Annotated in this window: 23 protein-coding genes and 4 pseudogenes; 20 read left to right on the forward strand and 7 right to left on the reverse strand. The window is 56.8% G+C overall.

Features of this window, described 5'->3' with window-relative positions:
- Positions 1–211: 211 nt before the first annotated feature.
- The 3 genes and pseudogenes from RHM59_RS09310 to RHM59_RS25490 form a co-directional block, all read left to right on the forward strand.
- Positions 212–1,114 carry a MurR/RpiR family transcriptional regulator gene (locus tag RHM59_RS09310; RefSeq protein ID WP_322165332.1) on the forward strand — a complete coding sequence of 301 codons (903 nt, stop codon included), beginning with the start codon at positions 212–214 and terminating at the stop codon, positions 1,112–1,114.
- Positions 1,115–1,432: 318 nt separating this feature from the next.
- A pseudogene (locus tag RHM59_RS25485) lies at positions 1,433–2,056 on the forward strand (PAS domain-containing protein); the annotation flags it as partial.
- Between the two features lie 171 nt (positions 2,057–2,227).
- Positions 2,228–2,659, forward strand: a pseudogene (locus tag RHM59_RS25490) (methyl-accepting chemotaxis protein); the annotation flags it as partial.
- 253 nt (positions 2,660–2,912) lie between these two features.
- Here RHM59_RS25490 and RHM59_RS09320 read toward each other — a convergent pair.
- Both RHM59_RS09320 and RHM59_RS09325 read right to left on the reverse strand, forming a co-directional pair.
- Complete coding sequence (locus tag RHM59_RS09320) at positions 2,913–3,620, reverse strand: endonuclease/exonuclease/phosphatase family protein (protein WP_322286690.1); 708 nt, start codon at positions 3,618–3,620, stop codon at positions 2,913–2,915.
- A gap of 74 nt (positions 3,621–3,694) precedes the next feature.
- Positions 3,695–4,612: a DUF72 domain-containing protein gene (locus RHM59_RS09325; RefSeq protein ID WP_322286458.1), complete on the reverse strand. Its 918-nt coding sequence runs from the start codon at positions 4,610–4,612 to the stop codon at positions 3,695–3,697.
- 142 nt (positions 4,613–4,754) lie between these two features.
- Between RHM59_RS09325 and RHM59_RS09330 the strand changes: the two genes are divergently transcribed.
- The 3 genes and pseudogenes from RHM59_RS09330 (at position 4,755) to RHM59_RS09340 (ending at position 6,077) form a co-directional block, all read left to right on the forward strand.
- Positions 4,755–5,192 carry a hypothetical protein gene (locus tag RHM59_RS09330; protein ID WP_322286459.1) on the forward strand — a complete coding sequence of 146 codons (438 nt, stop codon included), beginning with the start codon at positions 4,755–4,757 and terminating at the stop codon, positions 5,190–5,192.
- 195 nt (positions 5,193–5,387) lie between these two features.
- Positions 5,388–5,489 (forward strand): annotated as a pseudogene (locus tag RHM59_RS09335) (general stress protein); the annotation flags it as partial.
- A gap of 81 nt (positions 5,490–5,570) precedes the next feature.
- Positions 5,571–6,077: a DUF4142 domain-containing protein gene (locus RHM59_RS09340; protein ID WP_322165336.1), complete on the forward strand. Its 507-nt coding sequence runs from the start codon at positions 5,571–5,573 to the stop codon at positions 6,075–6,077.
- 104 nt (positions 6,078–6,181) lie between these two features.
- Here the strand turns inward: RHM59_RS09340 and RHM59_RS09345 are convergent, their stop codons facing one another.
- Positions 6,182–7,375, reverse strand: a complete 1,194-nt coding sequence (locus RHM59_RS09345) for a hypothetical protein (RefSeq protein WP_322286461.1) — start codon at positions 7,373–7,375, stop codon at positions 6,182–6,184.
- A 495-nt stretch (positions 7,376–7,870) separates the two neighbouring features.
- On the opposite strand from RHM59_RS09345, the gene RHM59_RS09350 reads away from it, so the two are divergent.
- From RHM59_RS09350 to efeO (RHM59_RS09370), 5 genes are all read left to right on the forward strand, one after another.
- Entirely contained in the window at positions 7,871–8,353 is a 483-nt protein-coding gene (locus RHM59_RS09350; RefSeq protein WP_322286691.1) for a cytochrome b, read from the forward strand.
- A gap of 361 nt (positions 8,354–8,714) precedes the next feature.
- Positions 8,715–9,584 (forward strand): iron uptake transporter permease EfeU, encoded by an 870-nt coding sequence (efeU, locus tag RHM59_RS09355; RefSeq protein ID WP_322286462.1) that lies wholly within the window; start codon positions 8,715–8,717, stop codon positions 9,582–9,584.
- Between the two features lie 8 nt (positions 9,585–9,592).
- Positions 9,593–10,801: an iron uptake system protein EfeO gene (efeO, locus tag RHM59_RS09360; RefSeq protein WP_322286463.1), complete on the forward strand. Its 1,209-nt coding sequence runs from the start codon at positions 9,593–9,595 to the stop codon at positions 10,799–10,801.
- 44 nt (positions 10,802–10,845) lie between these two features.
- Positions 10,846–12,156: an iron uptake transporter deferrochelatase/peroxidase subunit gene (efeB, locus tag RHM59_RS09365; protein ID WP_322286464.1), complete on the forward strand. Its 1,311-nt coding sequence runs from the start codon at positions 10,846–10,848 to the stop codon at positions 12,154–12,156.
- A gap of 29 nt (positions 12,157–12,185) precedes the next feature.
- A complete protein-coding gene (gene efeO, locus RHM59_RS09370; RefSeq protein ID WP_322183648.1) occupies positions 12,186–13,007 on the forward strand; it encodes an iron uptake system protein EfeO in 822 nt (273 codons plus the stop codon).
- Between the two features lie 160 nt (positions 13,008–13,167).
- Here the strand turns inward: efeO (RHM59_RS09370) and RHM59_RS09375 are convergent, their stop codons facing one another.
- The 3 genes from RHM59_RS09375 to RHM59_RS09385 form a co-directional block, all read right to left on the reverse strand.
- Positions 13,168–13,935 carry a molybdopterin-dependent oxidoreductase gene (locus RHM59_RS09375; protein WP_322165344.1) on the reverse strand — a complete coding sequence of 256 codons (768 nt, stop codon included), beginning with the start codon at positions 13,933–13,935 and terminating at the stop codon, positions 13,168–13,170.
- Positions 13,928–14,536, reverse strand: coding sequence for a cytochrome b/b6 domain-containing protein (locus RHM59_RS09380; RefSeq protein ID WP_322165345.1), 609 nt, complete (start codon positions 14,534–14,536; stop codon positions 13,928–13,930). Before RHM59_RS09380 ends, RHM59_RS09375 begins: the two co-directional genes overlap by 8 nt.
- A gap of 130 nt (positions 14,537–14,666) precedes the next feature.
- Positions 14,667–15,272 carry a hypothetical protein gene (locus RHM59_RS09385; protein WP_322286465.1) on the reverse strand — a complete coding sequence of 202 codons (606 nt, stop codon included), beginning with the start codon at positions 15,270–15,272 and terminating at the stop codon, positions 14,667–14,669.
- Positions 15,273–15,499: 227 nt separating this feature from the next.
- On the opposite strand from RHM59_RS09385, the gene RHM59_RS09390 reads away from it, so the two are divergent.
- On the forward strand, positions 15,500–16,195 hold the full coding sequence (locus tag RHM59_RS09390; protein WP_322171040.1) for a heavy metal response regulator transcription factor: 696 nt from the start codon (positions 15,500–15,502) through the stop codon (positions 16,193–16,195).
- Between the two features lie 35 nt (positions 16,196–16,230).
- Positions 16,231–17,559, forward strand: a complete 1,329-nt coding sequence (locus RHM59_RS09395; protein WP_322171042.1) for a heavy metal sensor histidine kinase — start codon at positions 16,231–16,233, stop codon at positions 17,557–17,559.
- Positions 17,560–17,785: 226 nt separating this feature from the next.
- Here RHM59_RS09395 and RHM59_RS09400 read toward each other — a convergent pair whose 3' ends face one another.
- Positions 17,786–18,358: a YbhB/YbcL family Raf kinase inhibitor-like protein gene (locus tag RHM59_RS09400; protein ID WP_322286466.1), complete on the reverse strand. Its 573-nt coding sequence runs from the start codon at positions 18,356–18,358 to the stop codon at positions 17,786–17,788.
- A gap of 189 nt (positions 18,359–18,547) precedes the next feature.
- Here RHM59_RS09400 and RHM59_RS09405 point away from each other — a divergent pair, with 189 nt between their 5' ends.
- The 7 genes and pseudogenes from RHM59_RS09405 to RHM59_RS25495 form a co-directional block, all read left to right on the forward strand.
- Positions 18,548–19,015, forward strand: coding sequence for a MarR family winged helix-turn-helix transcriptional regulator (locus tag RHM59_RS09405; RefSeq protein WP_322286467.1), 468 nt, complete (start codon positions 18,548–18,550; stop codon positions 19,013–19,015).
- A complete protein-coding gene (locus tag RHM59_RS09410) occupies positions 19,012–21,096 on the forward strand; it encodes an FUSC family protein (RefSeq protein ID WP_322286468.1) in 2,085 nt (694 codons plus the stop codon). The genes RHM59_RS09405 and RHM59_RS09410 overlap by 4 nt, the downstream gene beginning before the upstream one ends.
- Positions 21,093–21,302 (forward strand): DUF1656 domain-containing protein, encoded by a 210-nt coding sequence (locus tag RHM59_RS09415; protein WP_322165350.1) that lies wholly within the window; start codon positions 21,093–21,095, stop codon positions 21,300–21,302. Before RHM59_RS09410 ends, RHM59_RS09415 begins: the two co-directional genes overlap by 4 nt.
- Positions 21,299–22,210: an efflux RND transporter periplasmic adaptor subunit gene (locus RHM59_RS09420; protein WP_322286469.1), complete on the forward strand. Its 912-nt coding sequence runs from the start codon at positions 21,299–21,301 to the stop codon at positions 22,208–22,210. The genes RHM59_RS09415 and RHM59_RS09420 overlap by 4 nt, the downstream gene beginning before the upstream one ends.
- A complete protein-coding gene (locus RHM59_RS09425) occupies positions 22,207–23,634 on the forward strand; it encodes an efflux transporter outer membrane subunit (RefSeq protein WP_322286470.1) in 1,428 nt (475 codons plus the stop codon). Before RHM59_RS09420 ends, RHM59_RS09425 begins: the two co-directional genes overlap by 4 nt.
- Before the next feature lie 328 nt (positions 23,635–23,962).
- On the forward strand, positions 23,963–24,784 hold the full coding sequence (locus RHM59_RS09430; RefSeq protein ID WP_322286471.1) for an aldo/keto reductase: 822 nt from the start codon (positions 23,963–23,965) through the stop codon (positions 24,782–24,784).
- Positions 24,785–25,555: 771 nt separating this feature from the next.
- Positions 25,556–25,666: pseudogene (locus tag RHM59_RS25495) on the forward strand (hypothetical protein); the annotation flags it as partial.
- Positions 25,667–25,687 lie beyond the last annotated feature (21 nt).

The following is a 25,687-nucleotide window of genomic DNA, read 5'->3' on the forward strand; positions in this document are numbered from 1 at the left end:
AACGTCTTGGGGCGTCAATCAATATTTATTCTATAAATTTTTCATGTGGAATATTTTTTCCATTCGCATGTGATGTAATGGCACTTCGTCCTAAACAGGCGAGGATATAAATGCCCAGCCCTGTAAACTGGGCTGCCCATTGACGGGGGCAATAGGCGCCTTGCCCGTCAGGCCGTGCCTTATAAGAACAAGTCCGAGAGGGAACCATCGTATGACCAGCATCGATCAGCAGCCAGCGAGCAGTGCCGATACGCCTCCTCTTAACGCCGAGAGCCTGCTCAAGCTGATCACCACTGAATACGAGAGCCTTCCGCGTCAGCTCAAACGTATCGCGACCTATATGACCCAGCAAAGCGACCGGATCATGGTCGACCGGATCAGCGACATTGCCCGGGAGTGCGAGGTTCATCCCTCGGCCATCGTGCGATTCTCCCAGCGCTTTGGCTTCAGTGGTTTTAGCGAAATGCAGGCGTTGTTCCGCGAGGCCTACACCCACAAAACCACCCCCGCACAGAACTACCAGCAGCGCATTCGCAGCATGATCGCCAACAAGTCGCAAAAAGCCAGCGGCGGCGATTTGGCGCGGGAATGCGTAAACGCGACCTTGTCCGGCCTGGAACGGCTGGGAGACGAACTGGACGACGTGGTGTTCGACAAGGCGGTGGACTTGGTGATCAATGCCGACAACATTTACGTGGTCGGGGTGCGGCGCTCTTTCGCGGTGGCCGATTACCTGGTGTACAACCTGCAGCACACCAATAAGCGCATCCATTTGATTTCTGGGCTCGGCGGCAGCTACCGAGAGCAGATGCGCAGCGTTCGCGCCAACGATCTGGTGATCGCCATCAGCTTTACCCCATACGGCAAAGAGACGCAGCACTGCTTGCGCATCGCTCAGCACAATCAGGCCAAGACCCTGATCATTACTGACAGTAATCTCTCGCCACTGGCCAAACGCGCCAACGCAGTGCTGCTGGTCAACGAAGGCAGCTCGTTCGCCTTCCGCTCGCTCAGCGCCACCCTGTGTTTGTGTCAGGCGTTGTTCATCGCAGTGGCGTATCGACTGGAATTAAAGGTCGATCAAATCCATGAGCAAGTCGGGTTCGACGACTGACACCACCGGTATGCTGCTATTGGACCTATTCAAAACACTAGAAGGCCATTCAAACGCATAGTTAGTTGTACAAAGTTATTTTTTGTACAACTAACGATGGTGATTTTTGAATAGCCGCACGTATGATGGCACTCTTGCGAAAGGCAGCGCACTCGGCCGTATTCAGCCTTGTTGGCCATGAAACAGGAACAAGTTACCTCCCTATCGTTTTCCTGAGCCGAGTTCAGCATGCTATTTAACGGGCACAAAAAAGTTGTACAGGACCTGCAGCATATCATTGCGCAACAGGCCAGTTTGCTAGAAGCCATCGACCGCTCCATGGCAATCATTGAGTTCGACATAACCGGTGTTGTGCTGAGCGCCAATAATAACTTCTTGAGTGCCATGCGTTATCGCAAAGAAGACTTGATCGGTAAAGAGCACCGGCACTTTTGCACACCCGAGTATGTGCGTAGCGCGGAATACGCCCAATTGTGGGCGCGCTTACGGGCCGGTGATTTCGTGACATCGACCTTCCGCCGGGTGGCGGGTGACGGTGAGCCGGTGTGGCTCGAAGCCAGCTATAGCCCGGTCAAGGATGCGTCCGGCAAGGTGGTGAAGATCGTCAAGTACGCCATGGACGTGACTGAGAAAGTTCAGCTCGAAAACGAAGCAAAAAACAGACTTCAAGCCATCGACCGCGCCATGGTCGTGATCGAGTTTGAGCCCAATGGGCAAATCCTCACCGCTAATGAAAACTTCCTGAAGCGCATGGGTTACAGCCTCGGCGAGTTGAAAGGCAAGCACCATCGTTTGTTCTGCCCGCCGGAGATCGTTAATTCAACCGAATATGAAGAATTCTGGCGTCGGCTTAATAAGGGTGAGTTTTTCAACGGACAGTTCAAACGCATGACTAGAAATGGACAAACCGTGTGGCTGGAAGCCAGCTATAACCCGGTGTATGACGCCAGTGGCAAACTGAGCAAAGTGATCAAGTTCGCCTCTGACATCACTGACCGCGTCGTAAAACACGAACAAGATGCACACAGCGCCGCTCAGGCTTATCACATCTCGATCGAGACTCAGAAAGTCGCCGAGGAAGGCACTCGGGTGATTCAACAAGCGGCGAGCGAAATGCGCCAAATCTCGCTGAACATTGAAGACTCTTCACGGATCGTGACCCAGCTGGGTGAGCGTTCGGATCAAATTACCGCCATCGTTAACACCATTCGTAGCATCGCGGACCAGACCAACCTGCTGGCCCTCAACGCCGCCATCGAAGCCGCACGCGCCGGGGACCAAGGTCGCGGTTTCGCGGTGGTCGCCGACGAAGTGCGGCAACTGGCCGGACGCACCAGCCGCTCCACCGCCGAAATTTCGGAGATGATCCAGGTCATCCAGACCGAAACCCAGTTGGCCATCAGCAGCATGGACAACACCCGCTCCACCGCCAGCCGAGGCGTTGAACTGGCTGACCAGGCGGGCTCGGTCATCGTGCAGATCAGCGCCGGGGCCAGTGAAGCCGTGGCAGCGGTGAAAATGTTTGCGGGGCTAGAGCAGCGCTGAGTGATTGAATTTAAACAACACATGACTTTAGGAGCTGTCGACGGCTGCGATAGGTCCCTTGGACCTTCGCTAACAAGTTGCCTCAGAGGGGCCCGCTAATCGCCTGGGAATCGAATATCAAATTTCGGAAAGAGGCACCGTGAGACCATGCGGCCGAAAGCCGGAGATACGCATGAAACCCAGCGCAGCCTAGTGTTTAAAAAAGATTAAAAAGAATTACCGTCACGCCAATGGCTCTGGGCGTAAGGCAGTTTCACAGGCGCACCTCCACCGCCAAGGGCGCATGGTCAGAGAGATGGGACCAAGGTCCATCAGTCAGCACCTTGGGGAAATGGGTCGTGGCATTGCGCACATAAATTCGATCCAGGCGCAGCAGCGGCCGGCGCGCTAGAAAGCTTTTCGCGGGTACGCCGCCCGCCTGGACGAACACTTCATGAAGGCCAGACCCTGAAAGCAACTCGTCTGCCCGAAGACACCACTCATTGAAATCTCCAGCCACGATCACCGGAGCCCCGGCGGGTATTCGTCCCAGCAATGCCATGAGCAGGTCCAATTGCTGACGCCGATGTTTTTCTCTCAGGCCCAAATGCACACAAACGGTATGTACCTGACCATGACCCGGCACCGCCAACACGCAATGCAGCAAGCCACGCTGCTCAGTGCCGTGGACCGAGGCATCAAGATTTTCATGCTGAACGATGGGGTATTTCGACAGCAGCGCATTACCATGATCACCCTTCGGGTAAACCGCGTTACGCCCATACGCAAAATCGGGCCACAGGCTCTCGGCGAGAACCTCGTACTGCGAGGTGGTCGGCCACTTTGCCACGTGGCTGGCGTAGGTCTGCTGAGTGCCGTGGACTGCCTGTAAAAACACCACGTCGGCGGAGACAGAGCGCACCGCGTCGCGCAGTTCCGGCAAGATAAAGCGCCGATTAAAGACACCAAAGCCCATGTGCATATTGATGGTCAGCACCCTGAGCGCGACCGTAGACGACACCGGGTCGCCCGGCCCCAACTCGGCAGTGAAACGACTCAAAAAGTGACGCCTTGAAGATCGCCGGGCGCCACTTCCAGGTCGTCCGCCAAGCCGAAACGCTCAAGCAATTTTCGAGCGTCATACGGCGCACGGACCTTAATGTCGTTATCGAAATAGCAATACACGTCGCGGGATTTGCGTTTGGGTGCGCTCTTGGCGGTGATCAAATGCGCGTCTTTGGGTTGCGCGCCCTGACGCCATGCGTCGATCCGATCTCCCCAATGCTTGATCGCGGCGCTTGTGTAACCGCTTTCGTACAGGGCTTTTTCGCCGTGCAGACGCAGGTAGATGAAGTCGCTGGTCAGGTCTTCGACGTAGGGCCATTTGCCGGCCGCATCCGCCACCACTAACGCCACTTTGTACTTGCGTAGCAACGCGACAAACTCATCGGTGGCAAAGCTCGCATTGCGTATTTCCACGGCGTGGCGAACCCGCCCCGTGCTGGGCATGTCCAGGTAACCGGGCTTCTTCATACGTTCATCACACTGTTTCGCGCAGGCTTTGGCTTGTTTCAGGGTGTGCGGCAACAATGACAAAAAGTGTTCGAATTTTTCCGCGTCGAATTTAAATGAAGGCGGAAATTGCCAAAGAATCGGACCCAGTTTCTGTTTGAGTTGAAAGATGCCGGAGGCGAAGAAGTTAGCGACCGGGGTTTCCACTTCATTCAGGCGTCGAACGTGGGTAATAAACCGTGGGCCTTTGATGCTGAATACAAAATTATCCGGGGTGTCGGCCCCCCAACGGGAGTAAAGGTCAGGCGATTGCAGCGAATAAAACGAGCCGTTGATTTCGATACTGTTCACGGCGCGGGAAGCAAACTTGAGCTCATTTTTCTGAGTCAGCTTTTCAGGATAAAAATCTCCCCTCCAAGGCACGTAGCGCCATCCTGAAATGCCGATGCGAATCTCGCTCATCTGTCGATGCTCCCTGTCAGATATCACCTCATATGAAGCTTGCGGTACGTGCAGGTTCAATGGATATCGCCGGCCGGTTCACTGTTCTGAACTTTCCTTTGGCGGGTATTTCCTAGCTTCATAGGTCAAGGGAGCTGCCGCTATGCGAACCACCAAGGTCACTCTAAAAACAATCGCGGGGATGATGGGCTGCCTGATAAGCAGTGGCGTTTGGGCCGAGGCTTGTCAGGTGTCGATACGCCCCGCCAGCCAAGGTCTGGCGGTGGTCAATGCCCAGACCTGCTACGAGTACACCGGCATGCCCGCTGGTTCGATTGATTGGTCATGCAGCAATCAAAGCAAAGACGCGTTAACCAGCGAAAAACACAAAGTCGACAGTTGCCCCACGCAAGCCAAAGCCACCTGCAGTGCAACCTTGACTCAGGAATCATTGGCCAATGAGCGATCAACTAACAAGGAACCCGGCAAGACCTCAGCCCATATCCCTGAGGGTGCCCAAGTGGTGACTTACTACTACGAACTTCAAGACCCAACGCAAGCGCGGATTGATTGCGAACACGGCGGCGGCACGTGGAAGTAGCAACTGAAATCGATTCAGCAAACGGGCTGTATACCATCCATCGGCTGTTCAGCTAATTGTTTAAACCATTCTGATTGAACGACTTCACACGTTTACGAGGGCTAATCCTCGTTACCGACTCCCTACGTTTGAGGTTGATTGATCATGCCAAATAGCAAAAAACCAGCTGGCGATACTAAGCAGTCCGAAACCAGCAAAAAAGGCACCGGCTCAGGCGGCAACTTTGCCAACGACCGTGAAAAGGCATCCGAGGCCGGCAAGAAAGGCGGTGCGCACAGTTCGGGTGGACGTAAATAAACCCGCTACCTATAAGAGGCGGGGTTCACTCTCCCGCCTTTTAACACGGCTGTCTTTCTATCTGCTTGAGGTATTGAACCCATGAAACTCCATACTCACTCCCTTCGCGTCACCGGCCTCGCTCTGCTGCTGAGTATGGCGACTGTTTCTGCCTATGCGGCCTCTCCGGCGTCCTTCGTTGACAACGCGTCAGCCAAGGGCATGGCGGAAATTCAGACCAGCCAGTTGGCGATGGATAAATCCCAATCCGACGACATTAAAAGCTTCGCTCAGATGATGATTACCGACCACACCGACGCCAATCAGAAACTTGCTGCTATCGCGACCGGGTTGAACCTCAAAACTGCCAGCGATGCCGAGATGATGGACAAGGCCAAGAAGATGATTCTTCAATACCGCGACGGGTCGTTCGACAAAGCCTATGCCGCCAACCAGGTGAAGGCTCACCAGCAGACGATCAAGTTGTTCCAGGATGAAATCAAGACCTCGCAAACCCCGGAACTTACCGCTTTTGCTAAAGAGACGCTGCCAAAGCTGCAAGACCATTTGATGATGGCGAAGCAGTTACAAGCGAAATACGACAAATAGAAGTGCAACCTGTAGTCACGTTCGAATCATGGTGCTAAAAGGCCCCTCACACCGATGAGGGGCCTTTGCATTTCAAGCGTCGTCTGGCGCTGTTGGTGTCTTTTTCAACTGCGGACTGTTCGTCTGGCATGGTCGGCAAAAGCAGTGTATTTCCGGCCTAGCTCATCCGACCACTGATGAACGTCATGCAACTTCATATGAAGCATGGAAAAGCCGAGCAGAGTCTCCATGATCGACATCGGCGCACGTTCGAAGTGGACGCTGGCATCTGGGTTAATCGAGTGAATACCATCCTGAATCTGGCAGTTCTGATTAATGCCAATGGCGTCGTTGCGCGAGACGCCATGGGGCAGTGAAAGCAGCACTTTGCCCATGCCGATCCGAACCGGATAACTCCCTGGGAGGCCATTAGGGCCGGGGGCATGAGCTTCGACTTCGTCAAAGGCAAGAATACTGTTAATAACCGTCACGGCCGACGCGGCCGTCAACGACTGTCCGAATACCCCACCGGTGTGGCGGAAATCTTCACGGGCACAACGGAACACGTCTGAATCAGAGAACCTTCCGGTGCACTCCATCCCGCTGATTCGGTAAGAGAGCTTGCAGACGCTTTGCCTTGGCAACGTGGTCTGCGAAAGGTAATGACTGAAACAGTGTTTGCCGACGAGTTTAACTTGGACCTGATCGACGGTAGTCGAAGCGAGCTTCGCAATGGCCATGCGAACTGCTGGAACCAGATTAGCCACGGTTCCTACGCCGATAACCGGGGCCAGACCCGCTTTGTCCAATACCGCATTGACAGCATCGGGGAACGCGGCGTTGACGGTTATTGCCCTAGAGCCTGCCAACCTGACCGTACGCATCAAGTCGTAAGCCGGCGCAAGGTGCATCGGCAGCCAAGGCCCTAGCTGCGCCAGCCCCAGCTCATCGCTACAGGATTTTGGCAGCTCATCAATGGTCTGCCGTGAATGCAATGAGGCGCAGTTCACGATAACGTCGGGCCTTATCCGCGCCAGAACATCGGCCACCTTGTAGATATCGTTGAGGTTCGCCTCAACAGCGGTGATTGAGCTCATCACATCTAACTGCAAGGTCGACAACTGCACCAAATTGCAAAGACGGGTGGTTTTTTCCAATTTACGACTGGCGACAAACAAGTGAAAATTGTTGCGAAGCGCTAACATCTGAAGCAATTGAAAACACAGGTTTCCAGCACCAAAAATTAAAATCTTCTTTCTGTCCATGGTTTCCTCTGACCCCTGCGGAACAAAGTAAACATCCTTGGAAACGTCCGTCATAGATCTGGCAATGGAGATCAGGTCGTCGCATTCACCCAATGCGCGAAGATTATTTCGAGTGGGTCCAACCGGAAAACAGCCTTTTATTTTTCAATCTATTTCGTTTCGCTCCCTAACCAACGCCACGTTATGAGGTTGGATCCAGAAAGTGCTGATGTCAAAGCGGCTTGAACACTTTTTAAACATTAATCGCTATAAAACAGCTCGAATGACGAGGATTCGCGTGTGGTTAGAGCAAAATGAAATAACTCAATGCAGTGGGAATTTTTTTGGAATATCGTTCAATTGAGTGGAATTACCACATACTGGTTATACACAAAGGTACTGACGCGTTGCGTTCGTTGTAAGTCTCCTTCTAAGGTGTTCTTGATGGTATGCGCAGTGCACGTGCATCAAAAATGCTCTGCTTAAATAATTGTCCAAGGAAAAATCACCGTGAGTATAACTTCGCTGAATCCACGTTACAGCGCAAAAGCCCGTTGGCTGCACTGGGTAATGGCGGTGCTGATCGTGCTGGCTTACACCCTGATTCTCAGTCGAAGTCAGTTCGCCAAGGGATCGGACCCACGGATGTTTGTGATCCAGACCCATTTCTGGGTCGGTATTTTGATTTTTCTTTTGGCGTTCTTTCGCATCGCCGAGCGTCATCGCCATGCGCCTCCTGGCATCACCCCGCCGCTTGAGGGCGCGCTGCAGACCGTGGCAACCTTGTCGCATTACGCGCTGTATGCGTTTCTTTTCGCTCAGCCGCTGCTGGGTCTGTTTGCCGTATTGCTGGGCAACGGCAAGGTACCGGTCCCGCTAACGTCCCTGGCGATCCCCTCGCCGTTCGATGTATCGAAACCCACCGCAGAGTCACTCGAAAACCTGCATGTGTTGCTAGGGACGATTTTCTATTACGTGATCGGCCTGCACGTCGTCGCCGCAATTTGGCACCACTTCGTGCGCCGGGACGACACCGTTAAGCGAATGGTGTAACAGCGAATACGAATATTTCTTACCTAGGCACACCATTCTTGATCCCGGTCAGTGTTTAACCGCGGGTTTCAAGGCCCAATCCATCGATCAGCGTCACCCTGATTACTCCCATGATCTGGGCGGCGCCGACACCGCTGTTTGGCCGACTCAGAACCTGAGACCGACCCTGTGGGGTGTCCGTCTGTGGGTACCCCTTATTGCTGTGAAACCTGAATTTGACCTGGCGCGGCGCACAGTTTTCACCGCCTTGAAAAAAACAGGTAGCCCCAGTCAATAATGAGTATCATTATGTTACGCATTGCCATGCGCATGTTTCTTCGCTGTGCATTGAAAAACATCCTACTGAATTACGTGGTGAAAAATGCTTGTTCCTTTTCTAATCATGCTGCGCGAGGGGATTGAAGCCGCGCTTATCGTTGGCATCATTGCCAGCTACCTGAAGCAGACCGGGCGTGGCGAGTGGATGCCCGCCGTCTGGATTGGCGTTTTTCTCGCCTTGGCGCTGGCACTGTTGGTCGGCGGCGGTCTGGAAATGATGAGTGCAGAATTCCCGCAGCGTCAGCAGGAACTGTTCGAGGGCATTGTCGGCCTGATTGCGGTCGCCATCCTCAGCTCCATGGTGTTCTGGATGCGCAAGGTGGCACGTTCAATCAAACACGCGCTGCATGCGTCCCTTGACGCGGCACTGTCCAATTCGAAAAACCAGGTCTATGCGCTGATCGCCATGGTGTTTTTTGCCGTGGCCCGCGAAGGATTGGAAACCGTATTTTTCCTGTTGGCAGTGTTCCAACAGAGCGAAGGGCCTGGCGCTCCCATAGGCGCCCTGCTGGGATTGATCCTCGCGATTGGCGTGGGTTTCGCCATCTACAGCGGCAGCATGCGTTTGAACCTGAGCCTGTTTTTCCGCTGGACCGGGCTGTTCATTCTGGTGGTCGCTGCGGGGATTCTGTCCACCTCGGTCCAAGCCATGCATGAGGCAGGGCTGTGGAATCACTTGCAGTCTGTGGTCTTTGACATCAGCGCTACGTTGCCAATGGATGGGCCGTTAGGCTCAGTGCTGGCCGGGATGTTCGGTTATCAGGACGCGCCAACGGTCAGCACGCTTAGCGTGTATCTGATCTACCTGATCGGCGCGCTGGTGCTGTTTTTCCTGCCGCACCCCAGAGTGGTGAGCCTGCCCACCAAGCCGGATCATCATCACCACCACTCCTCTTCTGTTACGAATAAATAAGGGCACCCATGTCGAATCTTCCCTCCGGGCTTCCTGAGAAAGCCAAGCCTCCTCGTGTCTTGCGCTTGGCGGTTGCTGGCTCTGTGGTCGTGATGATTGCGGCTGGCGGGCTGTTTTACTTTGCGTCTCAGGCCGCGATGCACAAGCGTGAGGCCAATAACAGCGCAGAGGTGACGGTCACCATTCACGCCCACAACTGTGAACCCGACGCGTTGACTGTGCCTGCAGGACGTACTGCATTTCGAATCGTCAACCGCTCGGAACGGGCAGTTGAGTGGGAAATCCTCGACGGCGTTATGGTGCTCGAAGAGCGCGAGAACATTGCCCCCGGTTTGAGTGCGGTGATCAACGCCAACCTCAAGCCAGGCGACTACACGATTACCTGCGGTTTGCTGAGCAATCCCCACGGCACCATGAAGGTAACCCCGACCGCCGCTTCCGATGCGTTCGCCAAGGCCAAACCCACTCTGGGTGCATTCCTCGGCCCGTTGTCGGAATACCGGGTGTACATGAGCCTGCAAAGCTCGGCGCTGCTCAAGGCGATAACTGCGTTGCAAGCCGCTGTCGATGCCGGCGACCTGAGCCAGGCGCAAGCGGCCTACCTGCCAGCCCGTGCGGCCTATCAGCGCATCGCCCCTGCCGCCCAGCGTTTTTCCGAAATCGACAATGCGATCAATGCCCGCGCCGACTATTACGAACAACGCGAGCAAGACCCCGGTTTTAGTGGCTTCCACCGCATCGAGTACAGCCTGTTCGACCAACATACTGTTGAAGGCCTGAGCCCGGTGGTGCAAAAGCTGCAAGCCGACGTCGTCCGCCTCAAGCAACAATTGCTGGCGCAATCGATGCAGCCTGAGCAACTGGTGGGCGGCGTCATTCACGCCCTGCACAGCCTTGCGGACATTCGCAGCAAAGGCGAAGAAGAACGTTACAGCCACAGCGACCTGAATGGCTTTGCCGCCAACCTGGACGGTACCCGCAAGGTTATCGAGCTGATGCGGCCGCTGTTGGTCATGTCTAACGCCGACCTGCTCAAGCGCATCGACAGCGCCACCGCCGCGCTGAACGAACAGCTCAAGGGGTTGAGCACCGACGGTGTTTACCGTCCGTACGACCAGGTAACGGCTGAACAGCGCCAGCAGATTTCAGACAAGGCCAAGGCATTGGCCGATGCACTCGATGGAATCGACCCGGCTTTAGGCCTATCGAATCTCTGAACAGTGGCCTCTCGATTTTTGAATTAAAGCGAAGACGTACCCTCATGAAAGAGTCAAAGAACAAAGATGCTCCAGAGTCAGTTCAACGCCGCCGAGTGCTCATGGGCCTTGGCGCGGCAGGCGCAGCATTGGCCGGCGGGAGCCTGAGCGGCAACGTTTTGGCAGCCACTGCGGCCAAAGTGACCGAAGCGCCTCACAGCGAACAGACCCACGATCACCACGATTTTTTCGGTCGTCATCAGACCGGGATCATCACCCCGCGCCCAGCTGCCGGCATGCTGGTGTCGTTTGACGTGTTGGCGACTGACCGTGAGGACCTGGAACGCCTGTTTCGTACGTTGAACGAGCGCATCGCGTTTCTCATGACTGGCGGCACTGTGCCGCAAGTCGACGCTAAGTTTCCACCCACGGATTCGGGCATTCTTGGCCCGGTGGTCACCCCAGACAACCTGACCGTCACAGTGTCGGTAGGCGCCTCGTTGTTCGATGAGCGTTTCGGTCTTGCTTCGGTAAAACCCAAGCACCTGATTGAGATGGTCGGTTTTCCCAACGACGCCCTTGAGCCTGATTGCTGCCACGGCGACTTGAGCATTCAGTTCTGCTCCAACACGCCGGACAGCAACATCCACGCCCTGCGCGACATCGTGAAGAACTTGCCGGATTTACTCTTGGTGCGCTGGAAGCAGGAAGGCACCGTACCGCCACAGGCACCGCTGAAACCGGGTCAACCGGCCGAAAGCGCACGTAACTTTCTGGGTTTTCGCGACGGCTCGGCCAACCCGGACTCCAACGACCAAAAGGCTATGGATTTGCTGGTGTGGGTCCAACCCGACTCCGACGAGCCGACCTGGGCCGCGAACGGCAGTTACCAGGCAGTACGCATCATCCGTAACTTCGTTGAGCGCTGGGACCGGACGCCGCTGCAAGAACAACAAACCATTTTTGGCCGCCACAAGGTGACCGGTGCGCCGATGGATGGCAAACAGGAAAGCGACGAGCCTAAATACGCCGCCGACCCGGAAGGCAAAGTCACGCCGATGGACTCTCACATCCGTTTGGCTAACCCGCGCACCGCCGCCACTGAGCGCAACCGGATTCTGCGTCGCCCGTTCAACTACTCCAACGGCGTGAGCAAAAACGGCCAGTTGGACATGGGCCTGTTATTCATCTGTTACCAGTCTGATCTGGAAAAAGGGTTTATCACCGTGCAGACCCGTCTCAATGGCGAGCCACTGGAGGAGTACCTCAAGCCGATTGGCGGCGGTTACTTCTTTACCCTGCCTGGTGTCGTCAGCGACAAGGATTACATCGGCCGCTCGCTGCTCGCCGCTTCAAGCTCAACGAAAAACGCATGACTCATAACAACCCTACCCGGAATCGTCCCATGACAAAGTCGCCTCTTGCATTGATGCTCACCCTTGGCTTGCTCCAGACTCCGTTCGTTTTCGCGGCAACGGCGCCGTTGGATCTGGTAGGTCCTGTCTCTGACTACAAGATTTATGTCACCGAACAGCTGGACACCCTGGGCACTGACACCCAGAAGTTCACCGACGCAATCAAGAAAGGCGATCTGGCCACGGCCAAGAAGCTGTACCCAACCACTCGCGTTTCCTACGAGTCGATCGAGCCAATCGCCGAGCTGTTTGACGACCTCGACAAGTCCATCGACTCCCGTGTCGATGACCACGCTGACAACGTAGATGCCCCTGACTTCACCGGCTTCCACCGCCTCGAGTACACCCTGTTCGCCAAGAACACCACCGATGGCCTCGGCGATCTGGCTGAAAAACTGAACAACGACGTGAAAGAGCTGCAAACCCGCGTTGCTGGCCTGACCTTCCCACCCGAAAAAGTGGTTGGCGGTGCTGCTGCGTTGATGGAAGAAGTGGCCAAGACCAAGTTGTCCGGTGAAGAAGATCGTTACAGCCACACTGACCTGTATGACTTCGAAGGCAACATCAACGGCGCGAAGAAAATCGTAGACCTGTTCCACCCGCAGATCGAACAGCAAGACAAGGCATTCGCTGCCAAAGTCGACAAGAACTTCGCTGCGGTCAACAAGATCCTGGTCAAGTACAAAACCAAGGACGGCGGCTACGAGACGTATGACAAAGTCAGCGCCAAAGACCGTAAAGCAATGGTTGGCCCGGTTAACACCTTGGCTGAAGACCTGTCCACATTGCGTGGCAAGTTGGGTCTGAACTAAGTGCTGACAGGCTGCATCCTGTTTTGAGATGCAGCCGATCCAGATTTTCTGTAGGACCGAATTTATTCGGAAGATAGGCGACTCGGTACATCAGTAACACCGCGCCGACTGCTTCCCGAATAAATTCGGTCCCACGGGTGTAGATCCAGCAGGTTCTGCGTTAGCTCCCGCTAAACCAGTTGTAACCCTGATCTTCCCAATACCCGCCCGGGTAGTCATTCGTCACGAACAGCTCGACGATATGTTTGGGATTCTTGAACCCCAGTTTGGTCGGTACTCGCACCCGCAACGGATAACCATAATCCGGCGGCAGCGCCACTTCGCCGAAATCCAGCGCCAGCAAGGTTTGTGGATGCAGCGCGGTGGGCATGTCCAGGCTTGAGTAATACTTGTCCGCGCATTTGAAGCCGACGAACTTGGCCGTGGTGTCTGCACCGATGTGTTCAAGAAAGGTCCGCAACGGCACCCCGCCCCACTGCCCAATGGCGCTCCAGCCTTCCACACAGATCAAGCGCGTAATGTCGGTGCGTTGCGGTAGCTTGCGCAAACCGTCTATGGACCAGGCTTGTTTGTCTCGCACCAGCCCGGACACCGCCAAACTGTAGGTCGATAGATCAATGTCGGGGACGTTGTATTCGGCATAGAACGCATTGAACGGAAACGGATTGGTGACTTTCGACTTATCGTAAGTCGGCGCCAGGCGTTGCCCGCTGAACAGCCAGGCTTGAACCCGGTCGTTCCAGCGAGACATGGCCCACAGGGTTTTATCCACGGCGTCGTCGCCTTCGAAGTTGCAGCCGGTGAGCATCGACACAGCGCCGAGGGTCAGGCCGGCGCGCAAGAACGAGCGGCGTTGAAGTTTGAACAATTGCGTTTGCTGGGCCGGCTCCAGAATGATCCGGGGCGGACGCTGCTTGGGGTCAGTCATTGGAATTCTCCCGAGTACCGCCGGTAATCATCGGCAAAAAGGTCCGCGGAACCAACAGCACCAACACGAGGTGAACGACGACAAACGCGCCGATCCCGGCCATGGCGCCAAAGTGTACATAGCGAGCGAAGTCATATCCGCCGAACACATTGACCAGCACCTGAAACTGTATCGGTTTCCAAATGGATAACCCGGACAAGACCACCAACACACCCAGCGCCAGCACCAGCCAATAGGACAAGCGCTGCACTGCGTTATAACGCCCGTGTTGGTGCGCCAGACGAAAACGCAGAGCGTCGATGAAGTCGCGCTTTACCGCGCTGGGGGTGACAGGTAATAGATCGCGTTTGAAATGGCGGCTAAACACGCCATACAACACGTAGATGAGGCCGTTGATCACCAGCAGCCACATCACTGCCAAATGCCAGCCAATGGAACCACCGAGCCAACCGCCCAAGGTTATTCCACGGGGGAAGCTGAAGGGGAAAAGCGGTGAAGCGTTATAGATCCCCCAGCCGCTCATGAACATGCCAACCATGCCTAATGCGTTCAGCCAATGCGTGAGTCGCACCGGCCAGGGGTGGATACGTCGAGTGCCCATGGCGGTCTCCTTCGCGGGAACTGATACAACGCCTTCGCGAATGAATTCGCTCCCACGGATTTCCCTGTGGGAGCAAATTCATTCGCGAAGAATGCGGCGCGGTATTGACTATGCGCCGCCGTCATCCGAATTACATCGGTGGTGCAAACCCGTTTTTGCCGACTGCTACACCCCGAGCAGTTTTACCGTCGTCGGCAGGGAACACTACGATTTTCGCACCGGCGACCAATTGCGCACGTTCACCTGGCTGAACATAGGCGATAGGAACGTCATCCGGTACGACCAGTTGCTTCTCGCCGCCTTTGTACATCACGGTCATGGTGCGGCCGTTGGTGGTGGACAGTTTACCTACGGTGCCGTTGGTCATGGTGCCGGTGCTGCCATCGGCATTTTCCCAACCGTAGTGACCTTCGCCGCTGCCCTTAAGGCTAGCTTCGAATACGGTCACTTCCAGCGCTTTCAAGGTACCGTCTGGCTGAGCGGTGGCCGCTGAACCGACGAAACTGTCAGGCTTGATCGAGTCCAGGCCGGTTTTTGAAATCACCCGAATCGCGGTTTTGTCCGTCAGCGCGATGGTTTCGTGCTTACCGGCCCGATCAGTGAAACTCATGGTGTTGGCCTGCACGCTGTCGATGGTGCCGCGCATAGGCTTAACGACCGGCATGTCTGCTGCTTGAGCCATGACGGCCGCGCTGAGCAAAAGAAGGCCGAACGTGGTGGACAGTGCATTCTTCATGTCATTACCTGGTTGGGTTGAATTGGCAATCATCATCCCCCTTGAACCCGGTGCGTAGGATGACCGGGAAATGACATTTTTGTCATTTCCACCTGTACCGAAACGGATGACAAAAATGTCACCGACACTCGTCCGACACTTGGTTAAACTCCAGGTTCCGCCGCGCACTTGAACCCAGCCAACGCCGTCAGTCATGCCCAACGCGCCTCGTTGGAAGGAGCCACACCCTGCGCATTCTGCTGATCGAAGACGACACCAAAACCGGCGAGTACCTGAAGAAGGGCCTTGGCGAGTCCGGCTATAAAGTCGATTGGACCCAACATGGCACCGACGGCCTGCACATGGCCCTCGAACAGCGCTACGACTTGATCGTGCTCGACGTCATGCTGCCCGGCATCGACGGCTGGCAGATCATTGAAGTGCTGCGCGCGAAACAGGATGTGCCGGTGTTGTTTCTCACTGCCCGCGATCAACTGCAAGACCGTATTCGCGGCCTGGAACTGGGCGCCGACGACTACTTGATCAAGCCGTTTTCCTTTACCGAATTACTGTTGCGGATTCGCACGGTGCTGCGCCGGGGCGTGGTCCGCGAGCCGGACCATTTCCATATTGCCGATCTGGAACTGGACCTATTGCGCCGTCGCGTCACCCGTCAGCAACAGGTCATCGTCCTGACCAATAAAGAGTTCGCGCTGTTGCATCTTCTGTTGCGGCGCGAGGGCGATGTATTGTCCCGAGCGCAAATAGCCTCCGAGGTCTGGGACATGAATTTCGACAGCGACACCAACGTGGTGGATGTAGCAATCAAACGTCTGCGCAGCAAAATCGACTTGCCTTATCCGGTGAAACTCATCCATACGGTGCGTGGCATCGGTTACGTCTGCGAGGTACGACCGTGCGCGCCCGACGCCAGCCATCCCTGACCCTGCGCGCCTCGCTGGCGTTCGCGCTGGTGGCCATGCTTACCGTGGCGGGCGCAGGGTTGTATTTATACGAGTCGATGAAAGAAACCGTGATGCGGCGCAGCGACCACGCAGTGCTGGCGCGGCTCGATCACTTTCGCAAACTGCTGCGTTACGACCTGACCTTGGCCAAGTTCAAGAGCAGCCCGCAACTGTTCGAGAACATGCTCGACAGTGAAGAAGACATTTTCATTATTGGCGAGCCCGGCAAACCACCGGTGATTTCCGTGAACCCGTTGCACGCCCCGCTGCCGGATTTACCCGTGGCAGGCCAAGACCGCCCTTTGAATGACAGCGACCTGCGCAGTGGCATGAGCCGGGAAGGTGTGCCGTTACGTGCGGCATCGACCCAAGTGCTGTCGGAAGGAACGCCAGTGCAGTTGGTGGCAGCCCATGTGATGGTCAAAGAAATGGCCATGCTCGCCAGTTTCCGCCAACGCATTTATGCCGCCGTGACCTTGGCGTTTGTTATCACCGCCCTGCTCGGTTATCTGTTGCTGCGCCGTGGTTTACGGCCGTTACGACGGATGGCCGCCCACGCAGCCGACATCACCCCGGCGCGGCTAGATAGCCGTCTTGATGGGCGCGACACGCCCATTGAGTTGCACCAACTCAGCGAAGCGTTCAACGCCATGCTTGATCGGCTGTCCGACGGCTACCAACGCTTGACCCAGTTCTCCGCCGACCTGGCCCATGAAATTCGCACCCCGGTAGGTTCGTTAATGGGCCATTGCCAAGTGGCGTTAAGGCAGACCCGCAGCGTTGATGAATACCAGGCGCTGTTGGCGTCGAACCTGGAAGAGCTGGAGCGTATCTCGCGGCTGGTAGAAAGCATCCTGTTCCTCGCCCGCGCCGATGAAGCCCAAGCCGTGCTTGAGCGGCAACCGTTGAACCTGGAAAACGAAATGCAGCGGGTGGCCGGTTATTTCGAAGGCTTGGCCGACGAGCGCCAACTGACAATCCACACCACGGGCGGCGGCATGCTCCACGCGGACCCGATCCTATTGCGGCGGGCGCTGAGTAACCTGGTCGCCAACGCGATCCGCTATGCCGACGAAGGCAGCGAGATCGTGGTGGTGGTCGAACAACGTCACCGTGAATGGCTAATCCAGGTTGAAAACCAAGGCCCGGTCTTGGCCGCAGCGTCCCTGACCAAACTCTTCGACCGCTTCTACCGCGGCGACGCCTCCCGCCACCAAAGCTCCGACTCCAACGGCCTTGGCCTGGCCATTGTTGCGGCAATCATGCACCTGCACGGCGGAAGGGTTGAAGTGACCCAGCCGGCGAACGGGCGGATTCGGTTTGCGTTGGGGTTTCCGGCTTGAAGGGCTGTAGGAGGGTCCGCCACGTCTTCGACGCGGCGCTGTCTCGCAGCAAACTGGGCGGTACTTTGTATGGCTTGAGGTTGCAGCGTGTCAGGACTGGCGCCTTCCCGAATAAATTCGGTCCCACAGTTTTTCGCGCAATGCACACATTTGTAGACGCTGCCAAAGGCTGCGACAAGGGCCGAAGGACCTTCGCCAACAAGTTGGCTCCTACAGGTTTCGCTGCTTACCGCTGATACCGCCGCACCACGCTGCTCACCCCTAAGATATGGCCCTTTATGGCAGCGCGTAATTCATCACCGCTCAAGCCGGGCTTCAGCGCATCGTGGGCCAAATCCAAGGCATACAGTTGAATCACGAAGTGATGGGGGCTGTCTCCCGGTGGCGGGCAGGGGCCCATGTAATCGGTGGTGCCGCGGGTGTTAGTGCCGCCCATGCCTTCAAGTTTCGATTCGGCGCCGACCCCCAACACGATCTGCCCAAGGCTGAACGGCAGGCCATAACGCAGCCAGTGATCAACGCCCAAACCTTTTTGCCCATCCGGGTCGTGCATCACCAAGGCGAAACTTTGCGTGCCTTGGGGCGGATTGCTCCAGTACAGCGCGGGCGAAATGTTTTTGCCCCCGCAGCCATTGGCGAGAGCGGCGTTATCCGCCGAGAAGAACGCATTGTCTTCAGCGTCCGGCATGCCCAGGGTGAAGCGCGGTTGTGCGGCCTGCGCGGTGAATTGCAAACACAGCGCCATGCCCCCGGCGGTTAACAAAGATCGGGTAAGAAGGTTTCGCAATGAACGACTCATGCAGGTCACCTGTCGATTGAACGTATTCGGAGCGTCACGCACCGCTGATGGACGGTTGGACTGTTGACTCCTGTGCAAATTCATCTCGTCAGTCCGCAAAAATGCCGGTTGACGTCACAGCAACACTGTTACAAGATATTAGTTAGCGTCCTAATAATATCACCTTCAACTATTTCTGCCGGCAACGCCATGACCCTAGATTTACTGCAAATGAGCATCAGTCGGAGCATCGTCGCGGCCTCTCGCCACTGGCGTAGGATTTGCCAGAACACGCTAGTCAATTACGGCATCTCCGAAGCCTGCGCGATGCCGTTGCTGATGATCCTGCGTCTGGGTGATGGCGTGCGCCAAGTGACCGTAGCCCACGCTGCGGGACTCGAAAGCCCATCCTTGGTACGTTTGCTCGATCAGTTGTGTGCCGCCGATATTGTCCTGCGCACCGAAGACCCGACTGACCGCCGCGCCAAATCCTTGAGCCTGACCGACAGCGGCCGAACGCTGGCGCTGTCCATCGAAGACGAACTGAAAAGCCTGCGCCACAAGGTGCTGAAAAATGTTGAAATCAGCGACTTGGAAGCAACCCTGCGGGTGTTGCACGCGTTCGAAGACGCTGGCCATGAAGACCCTGACCACCACGACGCGGAATGGTTGTCGTGAAGGGCTTTTTTGCCAGCGTACCGCCCGCACGTGACTGGTTCTTCGGCGTGCGGACGTTCGCCGCGTCGATGGTGGCGTTGTACATCGCCTTGATCATGGAAATGCCTCGGCCTTATTGGGCCATGGCCACCGTGTATATCGTGTCCAGCCCGTTTGTTGGCCCGACCAGTTCCAAAGCGCTGTACCGCGCTATCGGCACCTTTGCCGGCGCAGCGGCGGCAGTGTTTTTCGTGCCGCTGTTTGTGCAAACCCCCATTCTGTTGGCGATTGTAATTGCCCTATGGACCGGAACACTGCTGTTCCTTTCGTTGCACTTGCGCACGGCAAATAGCTACGCCTTTATGCTCGCCGGTTATACCCTGCCGCTGATTGCGTTTCCGGTGGTGGACAACCCGATGGCCGTGTTCGACATTGCCATAGCGCGCACCGAAGAGATTTTTCTCGGCATCGTCTGTGCTGCCGTGATTGGCGCCATGTTCTGGCCTCGGCACTTGGCCCCAGTGGTCATGGACACCGCCAACAAATGGTTCGCCGACGCTTCTGCGTATAGCGATCGCTTTCTGAGCCGTACTCAGCAGTCCGAAGAGATTGGCTCACTGCGCGCGGCCATGGTGGGCAGTTTCAATTCCCTGGAGCTGATGATCGGCCAGTTGTCCCACGAAGGCGTGCGCCCTCAAAGCCTGCGCAACAGCAAAGAATTACGCGGTCGGATGATTCATTTGCTGCCGGTCATTGATGCGCTGGACGACGCCCTTTGGGCAGTGGAACGGCGCACCCCTGAACTGCTTGGGCCCCTGCAATCGGCGCTGGAAGACGTCCGCGCCTGGTTGAAAGGCACCCCAAAAAGCGCCTCTCTGGAGAAGTGGGAGGCGTTACACGCCAAGCTTGAGCAACTGCAACCCAGCCCTGAACAACTCGATGATCGACACCAATTATTGTTGTCCAACGCCTTGTACCGGTTGAGTGAATGGGTGGACTTATGGCAAGACTGCCGCAGCCTGCAACATGCCCTGCGCACGGACGATCAATCCCCATGGCGCGCCGTGTATCGGCACTGGCGCCTGGGTCGACTGACGCCCTTTCTGGATCGCGGTTTGATGCTGTATTCGGTGCTTTCCGGGGTCGCGGCGATCATCGTCGCTTCGGTGTTATGGATTCTGCTGGGCTGGCCCGAAGGCGGCAGTGCGGTGATTCTCGCGGCCGTGGCCTGTAGTTTTTTTGCGGCCATGGACGATCCGGCACCGCAGATTTACCGGTTCTTTTTCTGGACCACCGTGGCGGTAATCCTGGCCAGTTTGTACCTGTTCTTAGTGCTGCCAAACCTCAACGACTTCCCGATGCTAGTCCTCGCGTTCGCGGTTCCTTTTATCTGGATCGCCACGCTGACCGTGCAACCGCGTTTCTACCTCGGCACGCTGCTGACGCTGGTCAATACGGCAACCTTCATCAGCATCCAGGGCGCCTACGACACCGACTTTCTGGTCTTCATCAATAACAACATGGCCGGCCCGGTCGGCCTGTTGTTTGCGTTTGTCTGGACCTTGGTGGTGCGGCCGTTCGGGGTTGAATTTGCCGCCAAGCGCCTGACGCGTTTCGGTTGGCGTGACATCTCCAGCCTCAGTCAGCCGGGGACGCTGAATGAGCACAGGCTAATGGCGGTGAAAATGCTCGACCGCTTGATGCAGCATTTGCCGCGCCTGACCATCACCGCGCAAGACACCGGCATCGCCCTGCGCGAGCTGCGCGTCACGCTCAACCTGTTGGATGTGCTGGCGTACTTGCCCCGGGTTCATCCCGTGCCACAGACATTGCTGCGGCAGGTCATCGATGACGTCAGCGCTTATTTCCAGGCGTGCCTTGATGCCCGAGAACGCTTGCCTGCGCCCAAAGGCCTGTTGATAACCATGGACCGGGCCCGGCGCTCAATGACATTTGACTGGATGGGCGATGACCCGACCCGTATCCACTTACTGCACGCTCTGAGCGGTCTGCGCCTGGCATTGCTGCCTGGCGTCGAGATCGTGACGGCGGGCGAATTTGAAGAACAACCGCCCTATGGGCTCGATGGAGCGCCGTTATGATCGGTGATGTGGACATCAGTGGGATCTTTCTTCCCACGCTGTTGGTGGTAATGGCGATCACCTACGCACTCTACCTGGGGGTGCATGCGCTGCTCAATCGCGCCCACTTTTATCGTCTGGTCTGGCACCGGGCTTTGTTCAACGTAGGTCTATACGCTCTGCTGCTCGGCGCTGTGGATACTCTCAGTCGATACCTGATGAAATGAAAAAACCTCTACTGACATTGGGCCGCGTGGTCCTGACCCTGCTGATTGTGATTTTTGCCTCCGTTGTTGTCTGGCGCATGGTGATGTACTACATGTTCGCGCCCTGGACCCGGGACGGGCACATCCGCGCCGATATCGTTCAGATCGCCCCGGACGTTTCCGGGCTGATCCAACGCGTGGACGTTGTGGATAACCAGGTGGTGAGCAAAGGCCAGGTGCTGTTCGTCATCGATCAGGACCGTTTTCGTCTGGCCCTGCGCCAGGCGCAAGCCACGGTCGCGGAACGCCAGGAGGCCTACGAACAGGCCCGTCGCGAAAACAAACGTAACCGGGGCCTGGGTAATCTGGTCGCCCAAGAACAACTGGAAGAAAGTCAGTCCCGCGAGGCCCGAGGCCTGGCAGCGCTGGGCGAATCCCAAGTGGCAGTGGACGCGGCGCAACTAAACCTGGATCGCTCGGTGATTCGCAGCCCGGTAGACGGCTACCTCAACGACCGTGCGCCGCGTGCGCAAGAATTCGTCAGTGCCGGCCGTGCAGTGTTGTCGGTGGTGGACGGTTCGTCGTTTCACATCGACGGCTATTTTGAAGAAACCAAACTGGCCGGCATTCATATCGGCCAGTCTGTGGATATCCGCGTGATTGGCGACCACACCCGCTTGCGCGGTCATGTGCAAAGCATCGTCGCCGCCATCGAAGACCGTGATCGCAGCAGCGGTACCAACCTGTTGCCAAACATCAATCCGGCATTCAGTTGGGTGCGTTTGGCGCAACGGATTCCGGTACGAATCGCCTTTGACAGCGTGCCCGAAGACTTCCGCATGATTGCCGGGCGCACCGCAACCGTGTCGATGATCAACGACGCCGACCTCGCCGCCCACGACGCCAAAGACAAGGACGCCGCTAAATGAAGCCCGGCGTCCGTCTCACGATCCTCGCGCTGAGCGTGATGTTGTCGGCCTGCCAAATCGTCGGTCCGGATTACCACCTGCCCAAAGACGCCGCCCTCAATCGCCCGGATTTACAGGGCGAGTTGGCGGGCAAAGGCGCCGATGTGATCTCCGCACCGGTGGAGCAAGACTGGTGGCGGCTGTATCAGGATCAGCGCCTTAATCAGTTGATTCAGCAAGCCATGGCCACCAACACCGACCTGCGGGTCGCGGCAGCTAATCTTTCACGCGCCCGCATGCAGGTTCAAGAAGCCCAGGCGGTCGGCGGCTTCCACAGCAGCGTGAAACTCGGCGCGCAGCGTTTGCAGGAGTCAGGCGAAGCCTATCTGCTGACTGAAAAAGTCCCGGTGTCCAATGTCGGTGACGTTGGCATCAGTACCTCGTATCAGTTCGACCTGTTTGGCACGCTGCAACGCGGTATCGAGGCCGCTGAGGCCAATGCCGATGCGACCCAGGCTGCGTCCGACACCGCGCGAATTACCTTGGTCGCCGATGTAGTGCGGGCCTACGCTCAAGTCTGCGCGGCCAATGAAGAACAGGGAATCGCCCAGCAATCATTGGATCTACAGCGGGAAAGTTTGAAGCTGACCCAGCGTCTTCGCGATGCCGGCCGTGGTGATGAGACCCAGGTCACGCGTTCGCAAACGCAGTTCAAGTCCTTGGGCGCCGAGCTGCCCCGCTACACTGCCACTCGCCAAGCCGGGTTATTTCGGTTGTCGATGTTGTTGGCCAAACCCCTCGACCAGTTGCCGGCTGGTGTTGCGACCTGCGCCCAACTGCCACACATCGCGCAGGTCATGCCGGTGGGTGATGGCGCCGCGCTGCTCAAACGTCGGCCCGACGTGCGCCAGGCAGAACGTCGACTCGCGGTTGCGACGGCCGATATCGGCGTGGCCACGGGGGAGTTGTACCCGGACATCAGCATCGGCGCGACGATCGGCACCGTGGGTATCCTCGACGACCTGGGCAAGCAGGCAACCAACCGTTGGGGTTTTGGTCCGTTACTGAGCTGGACCGTCCCCTCGAACGGTTCACGCGCACGCATTCACGAAGCCGAAGCCTCGACCCAGGCCGCCTTGGCGCGGTTTGACGGGACCGTGTTGAATGCTATCCGCGAAACCCAAACCAGCCTGGCGCAATACACCGCCCTGCTGGAACGCCGCGACGCCTTGGCAGATGCCCAACAATCGGCGCAACAGGCAGCGGAACAAACACACCGCTTCTTCCGCGCCGGACGCGCTTCATTCCTCGCCGACCTACAAGCCACCCGCACCTACACCGATGTACGGGCGCAACTGGCGTCAGCCAATACCCAAGTCGCCATGGGCCAGATCGATTTGTTCCTGGCGTTGGGGGGTGGTTGGGAGAGTGCGCGTAACAAGTGAACGGGTCGTTGCGTGCAGCGTGTCAGGACGCAAGCCTTCCCGAATAAATTCGGTCCCACAGATATCGGTGATGCACAGTTTTTTGTAGGAAGGTCCGCCACGTCTTCGACGCCGCGCTGTCGCGCGGCAAACATAGAACTTCAGTAGGACCTTCGCCAACACGTGGGTTCCTACAGATCGTGAATTGAATGCCGGATTGCGCAAAAGCCGGATAGACACCCAAAAACCCCGCGCCAGTCACATTCAAGAAAACGCTTTGCGCTTAAACTTTGAACCACTCCCCGATCCCGCTGCCCGATTCAATATCACTCATCAGCAGGAGGTTTTTATGCGAACCCTCGATCTGGCTGGTTCATCCGTTCCAGTCATCGGCCAAGGCACCTGGCACATTGGCGAAGACGCTTCCCAGCGAAAAGACGAAGTCGCCGCGCTACAGCTGGGGATTGAACTGGGCATGACGTTGATTGATACCGCCGAGATGTACGCCGAAGGCGACGCGGAACGAGTGGTCGGCGAAGCCATCGTCGGGCGACGCGATCTGGTGTACTTGGTCAGCAAGGTCTACCCGCATAACTCCAGCCGCAAAGGACTTCCGGCGGCGTGCGAACGAAGCCTGCAGCGGCTGGGCACCGACTACATCGATCTGTACTTACTGCACTGGCCTGGACAGTACCCACTCGAAGAAACCGCCGAAGCCTTCGAACGGTTACGGGAGGTGGGCAAGATCGGCCGTTGGGGTGTGTCCAATTTCGACGTCTCAGACCTGCTGGAACTCAACGACCCGGCCTGCGCCACCAACCAAGTGTTGTACAACATTGAGCAGCGCGGTATCGAGTTCGATTTGTTGCCATGGAGCGAGGCCAACGGCATGCCACTGATGGCTTATTCGCCGATTGCCCAAGGCGGACGTTTGTTGAAAAGTCCGGTGCTACGGGACATCGCTGCCCGCTATAACGCCACGCCCGCGCAAATCTGCCTGGCTTGGGTCCTGCGCCATCCGGGGGTGATCGCCATCCCCAAAGCAGTCGATCCCGAACACTTGCGCCTGAATGCAGCAGCGGCGCAGTGGGTGTTGAGCGACGCCGATCTGAGTGCTATCGAGAGTGCCTGGCCGACGCCCCTGCGCAAACAACCGTTGGCGATGATATGAGTGCCCGTTAGGCCTGCCGCGGGAATGTTATCTATTCAAATGGATTCAAGAATCCCCGGTGTCAGCCGACTCTCTTGGTAATAAGCCTCCGAGCAGCGGGATATCCCGAGTTCGAAGGGACAGGGATGTCATCGTCGCGCGCCGTTCCAGGCGCGGAATGCTTTCGTCCCTGGCCACGAGATACCGCCCATGTTCTTGCAAAAATCCCTCAGAGCTCAGATTTTGGCGTTGCTCGGCGGCAGCCTGTTAGCGATGTTGTTGATTGCGTTGGCATGCTTTCATTTCCTGTCCAGCGGCGTGCAGGACTACAAAGCGTTGGTCGATGGGCCGCTGCACACCTCGCAATTGCTGGATGAAGCCAACCTTCAGTTCAAGATTCAGGTTCAGGAGTGGAAGAACGTTCTGTTGCGCGGCAAGCAGCCTGTCGAACTGACCAAATACTGGGGCCAGTTCGACGAACGCCAAGTTCAAGTACAAGCCATTTTGGGTCAGCTCATCACGCAGACCAGCGCCAATCCTGAGTTGAAATCCAGCATTGAAAAACTGCGGGAAAGCCATCGCGTGCTGGGGACCAATTATTTGAAAGGCCGAGATGCCTTTGTGGCTGCCAACGGCGACCCGACGGTAGGTGATACCGCCGTCAAAGGCATGGACCGAGCTACCAGCGAAGAAATGAGCACGCTGGTGGAGCAGTTACGAACACAAGGCAATCAACAATCCGAACTGATCAGTGCTGACGCGAACCGGACCATTTTATTGGGTATCGGGGTGATGCTCGGATCTGGGTTAATCATCGGACTGCTGAGCTTATGGCTGCTCAACCGGAACTTGATCGATCCGATTCGACGCTTGATCGAGTACGTCGCCCAACTGAGCGAGGGCAGATTTGGCCAACGCGTCAAT

The sequence above is a fragment of the Pseudomonas sp. MH10 genome, assembly GCF_034353045.1.
GTDB lineage: Bacteria > Pseudomonadota > Gammaproteobacteria > Pseudomonadales > Pseudomonadaceae > Aquipseudomonas.

Coding starts and splice junctions, on each gene's coding strand:
- RHM59_RS09325 (WP_322286458.1), bottom strand. CDS start 4,612: ATGAGCGAGATTCGCATCGGCATTTCAGGATGGCGCTACGTGCCTTGG.
- RHM59_RS09345 (WP_322286461.1), bottom strand. CDS start 7,375: ATGACGGACGTTTCCAAGGATGTTTACTTTGTTCCGCAGGGGTCAGAG.
- RHM59_RS09375 (WP_322165344.1), bottom strand. CDS start 13,935: ATGACTGACCCCAAGCAGCGTCCGCCCCGGATCATTCTGGAGCCGGCC.
- RHM59_RS09395 (WP_322171042.1), top strand. CDS start 16,231: ATGCTTACCGTGGCGGGCGCAGGGTTGTATTTATACGAGTCGATGAAA.
- RHM59_RS09340 (WP_322165336.1), top strand. CDS start 5,571: ATGAAACTCCATACTCACTCCCTTCGCGTCACCGGCCTCGCTCTGCTG.
- RHM59_RS09310 (WP_322165332.1), top strand. CDS start 212: ATGACCAGCATCGATCAGCAGCCAGCGAGCAGTGCCGATACGCCTCCT.
- efeO (WP_322286463.1), top strand. CDS start 9,593: ATGTCGAATCTTCCCTCCGGGCTTCCTGAGAAAGCCAAGCCTCCTCGT.
- RHM59_RS09385 (WP_322286465.1), bottom strand. CDS start 15,272: ATGAAGAATGCACTGTCCACCACGTTCGGCCTTCTTTTGCTCAGCGCG.
- RHM59_RS09420 (WP_322286469.1), top strand. CDS start 21,299: ATGAAAAAACCTCTACTGACATTGGGCCGCGTGGTCCTGACCCTGCTG.
- efeU (WP_322286462.1), top strand. CDS start 8,715: ATGCTTGTTCCTTTTCTAATCATGCTGCGCGAGGGGATTGAAGCCGCG.
- RHM59_RS09320 (WP_322286690.1), bottom strand. CDS start 3,620: ATGCACATGGGCTTTGGTGTCTTTAATCGGCGCTTTATCTTGCCGGAA.
- efeB (WP_322286464.1), top strand. CDS start 10,846: ATGAAAGAGTCAAAGAACAAAGATGCTCCAGAGTCAGTTCAACGCCGC.
- RHM59_RS09430 (WP_322286471.1), top strand. CDS start 23,963: ATGCGAACCCTCGATCTGGCTGGTTCATCCGTTCCAGTCATCGGCCAA.
- RHM59_RS09350 (WP_322286691.1), top strand. CDS start 7,871: ATGGCGGTGCTGATCGTGCTGGCTTACACCCTGATTCTCAGTCGAAGT.
- efeO (WP_322183648.1), top strand. CDS start 12,186: ATGACAAAGTCGCCTCTTGCATTGATGCTCACCCTTGGCTTGCTCCAG.
- RHM59_RS09425 (WP_322286470.1), top strand. CDS start 22,207: ATGAAGCCCGGCGTCCGTCTCACGATCCTCGCGCTGAGCGTGATGTTG.
- RHM59_RS09400 (WP_322286466.1), bottom strand. CDS start 18,358: ATGAGTCGTTCATTGCGAAACCTTCTTACCCGATCTTTGTTAACCGCC.
- RHM59_RS09405 (WP_322286467.1), top strand. CDS start 18,548: ATGACCCTAGATTTACTGCAAATGAGCATCAGTCGGAGCATCGTCGCG.
- RHM59_RS09415 (WP_322165350.1), top strand. CDS start 21,093: ATGATCGGTGATGTGGACATCAGTGGGATCTTTCTTCCCACGCTGTTG.
- RHM59_RS09330 (WP_322286459.1), top strand. CDS start 4,755: ATGCGAACCACCAAGGTCACTCTAAAAACAATCGCGGGGATGATGGGC.
- RHM59_RS09380 (WP_322165345.1), bottom strand. CDS start 14,536: ATGGGCACTCGACGTATCCACCCCTGGCCGGTGCGACTCACGCATTGG.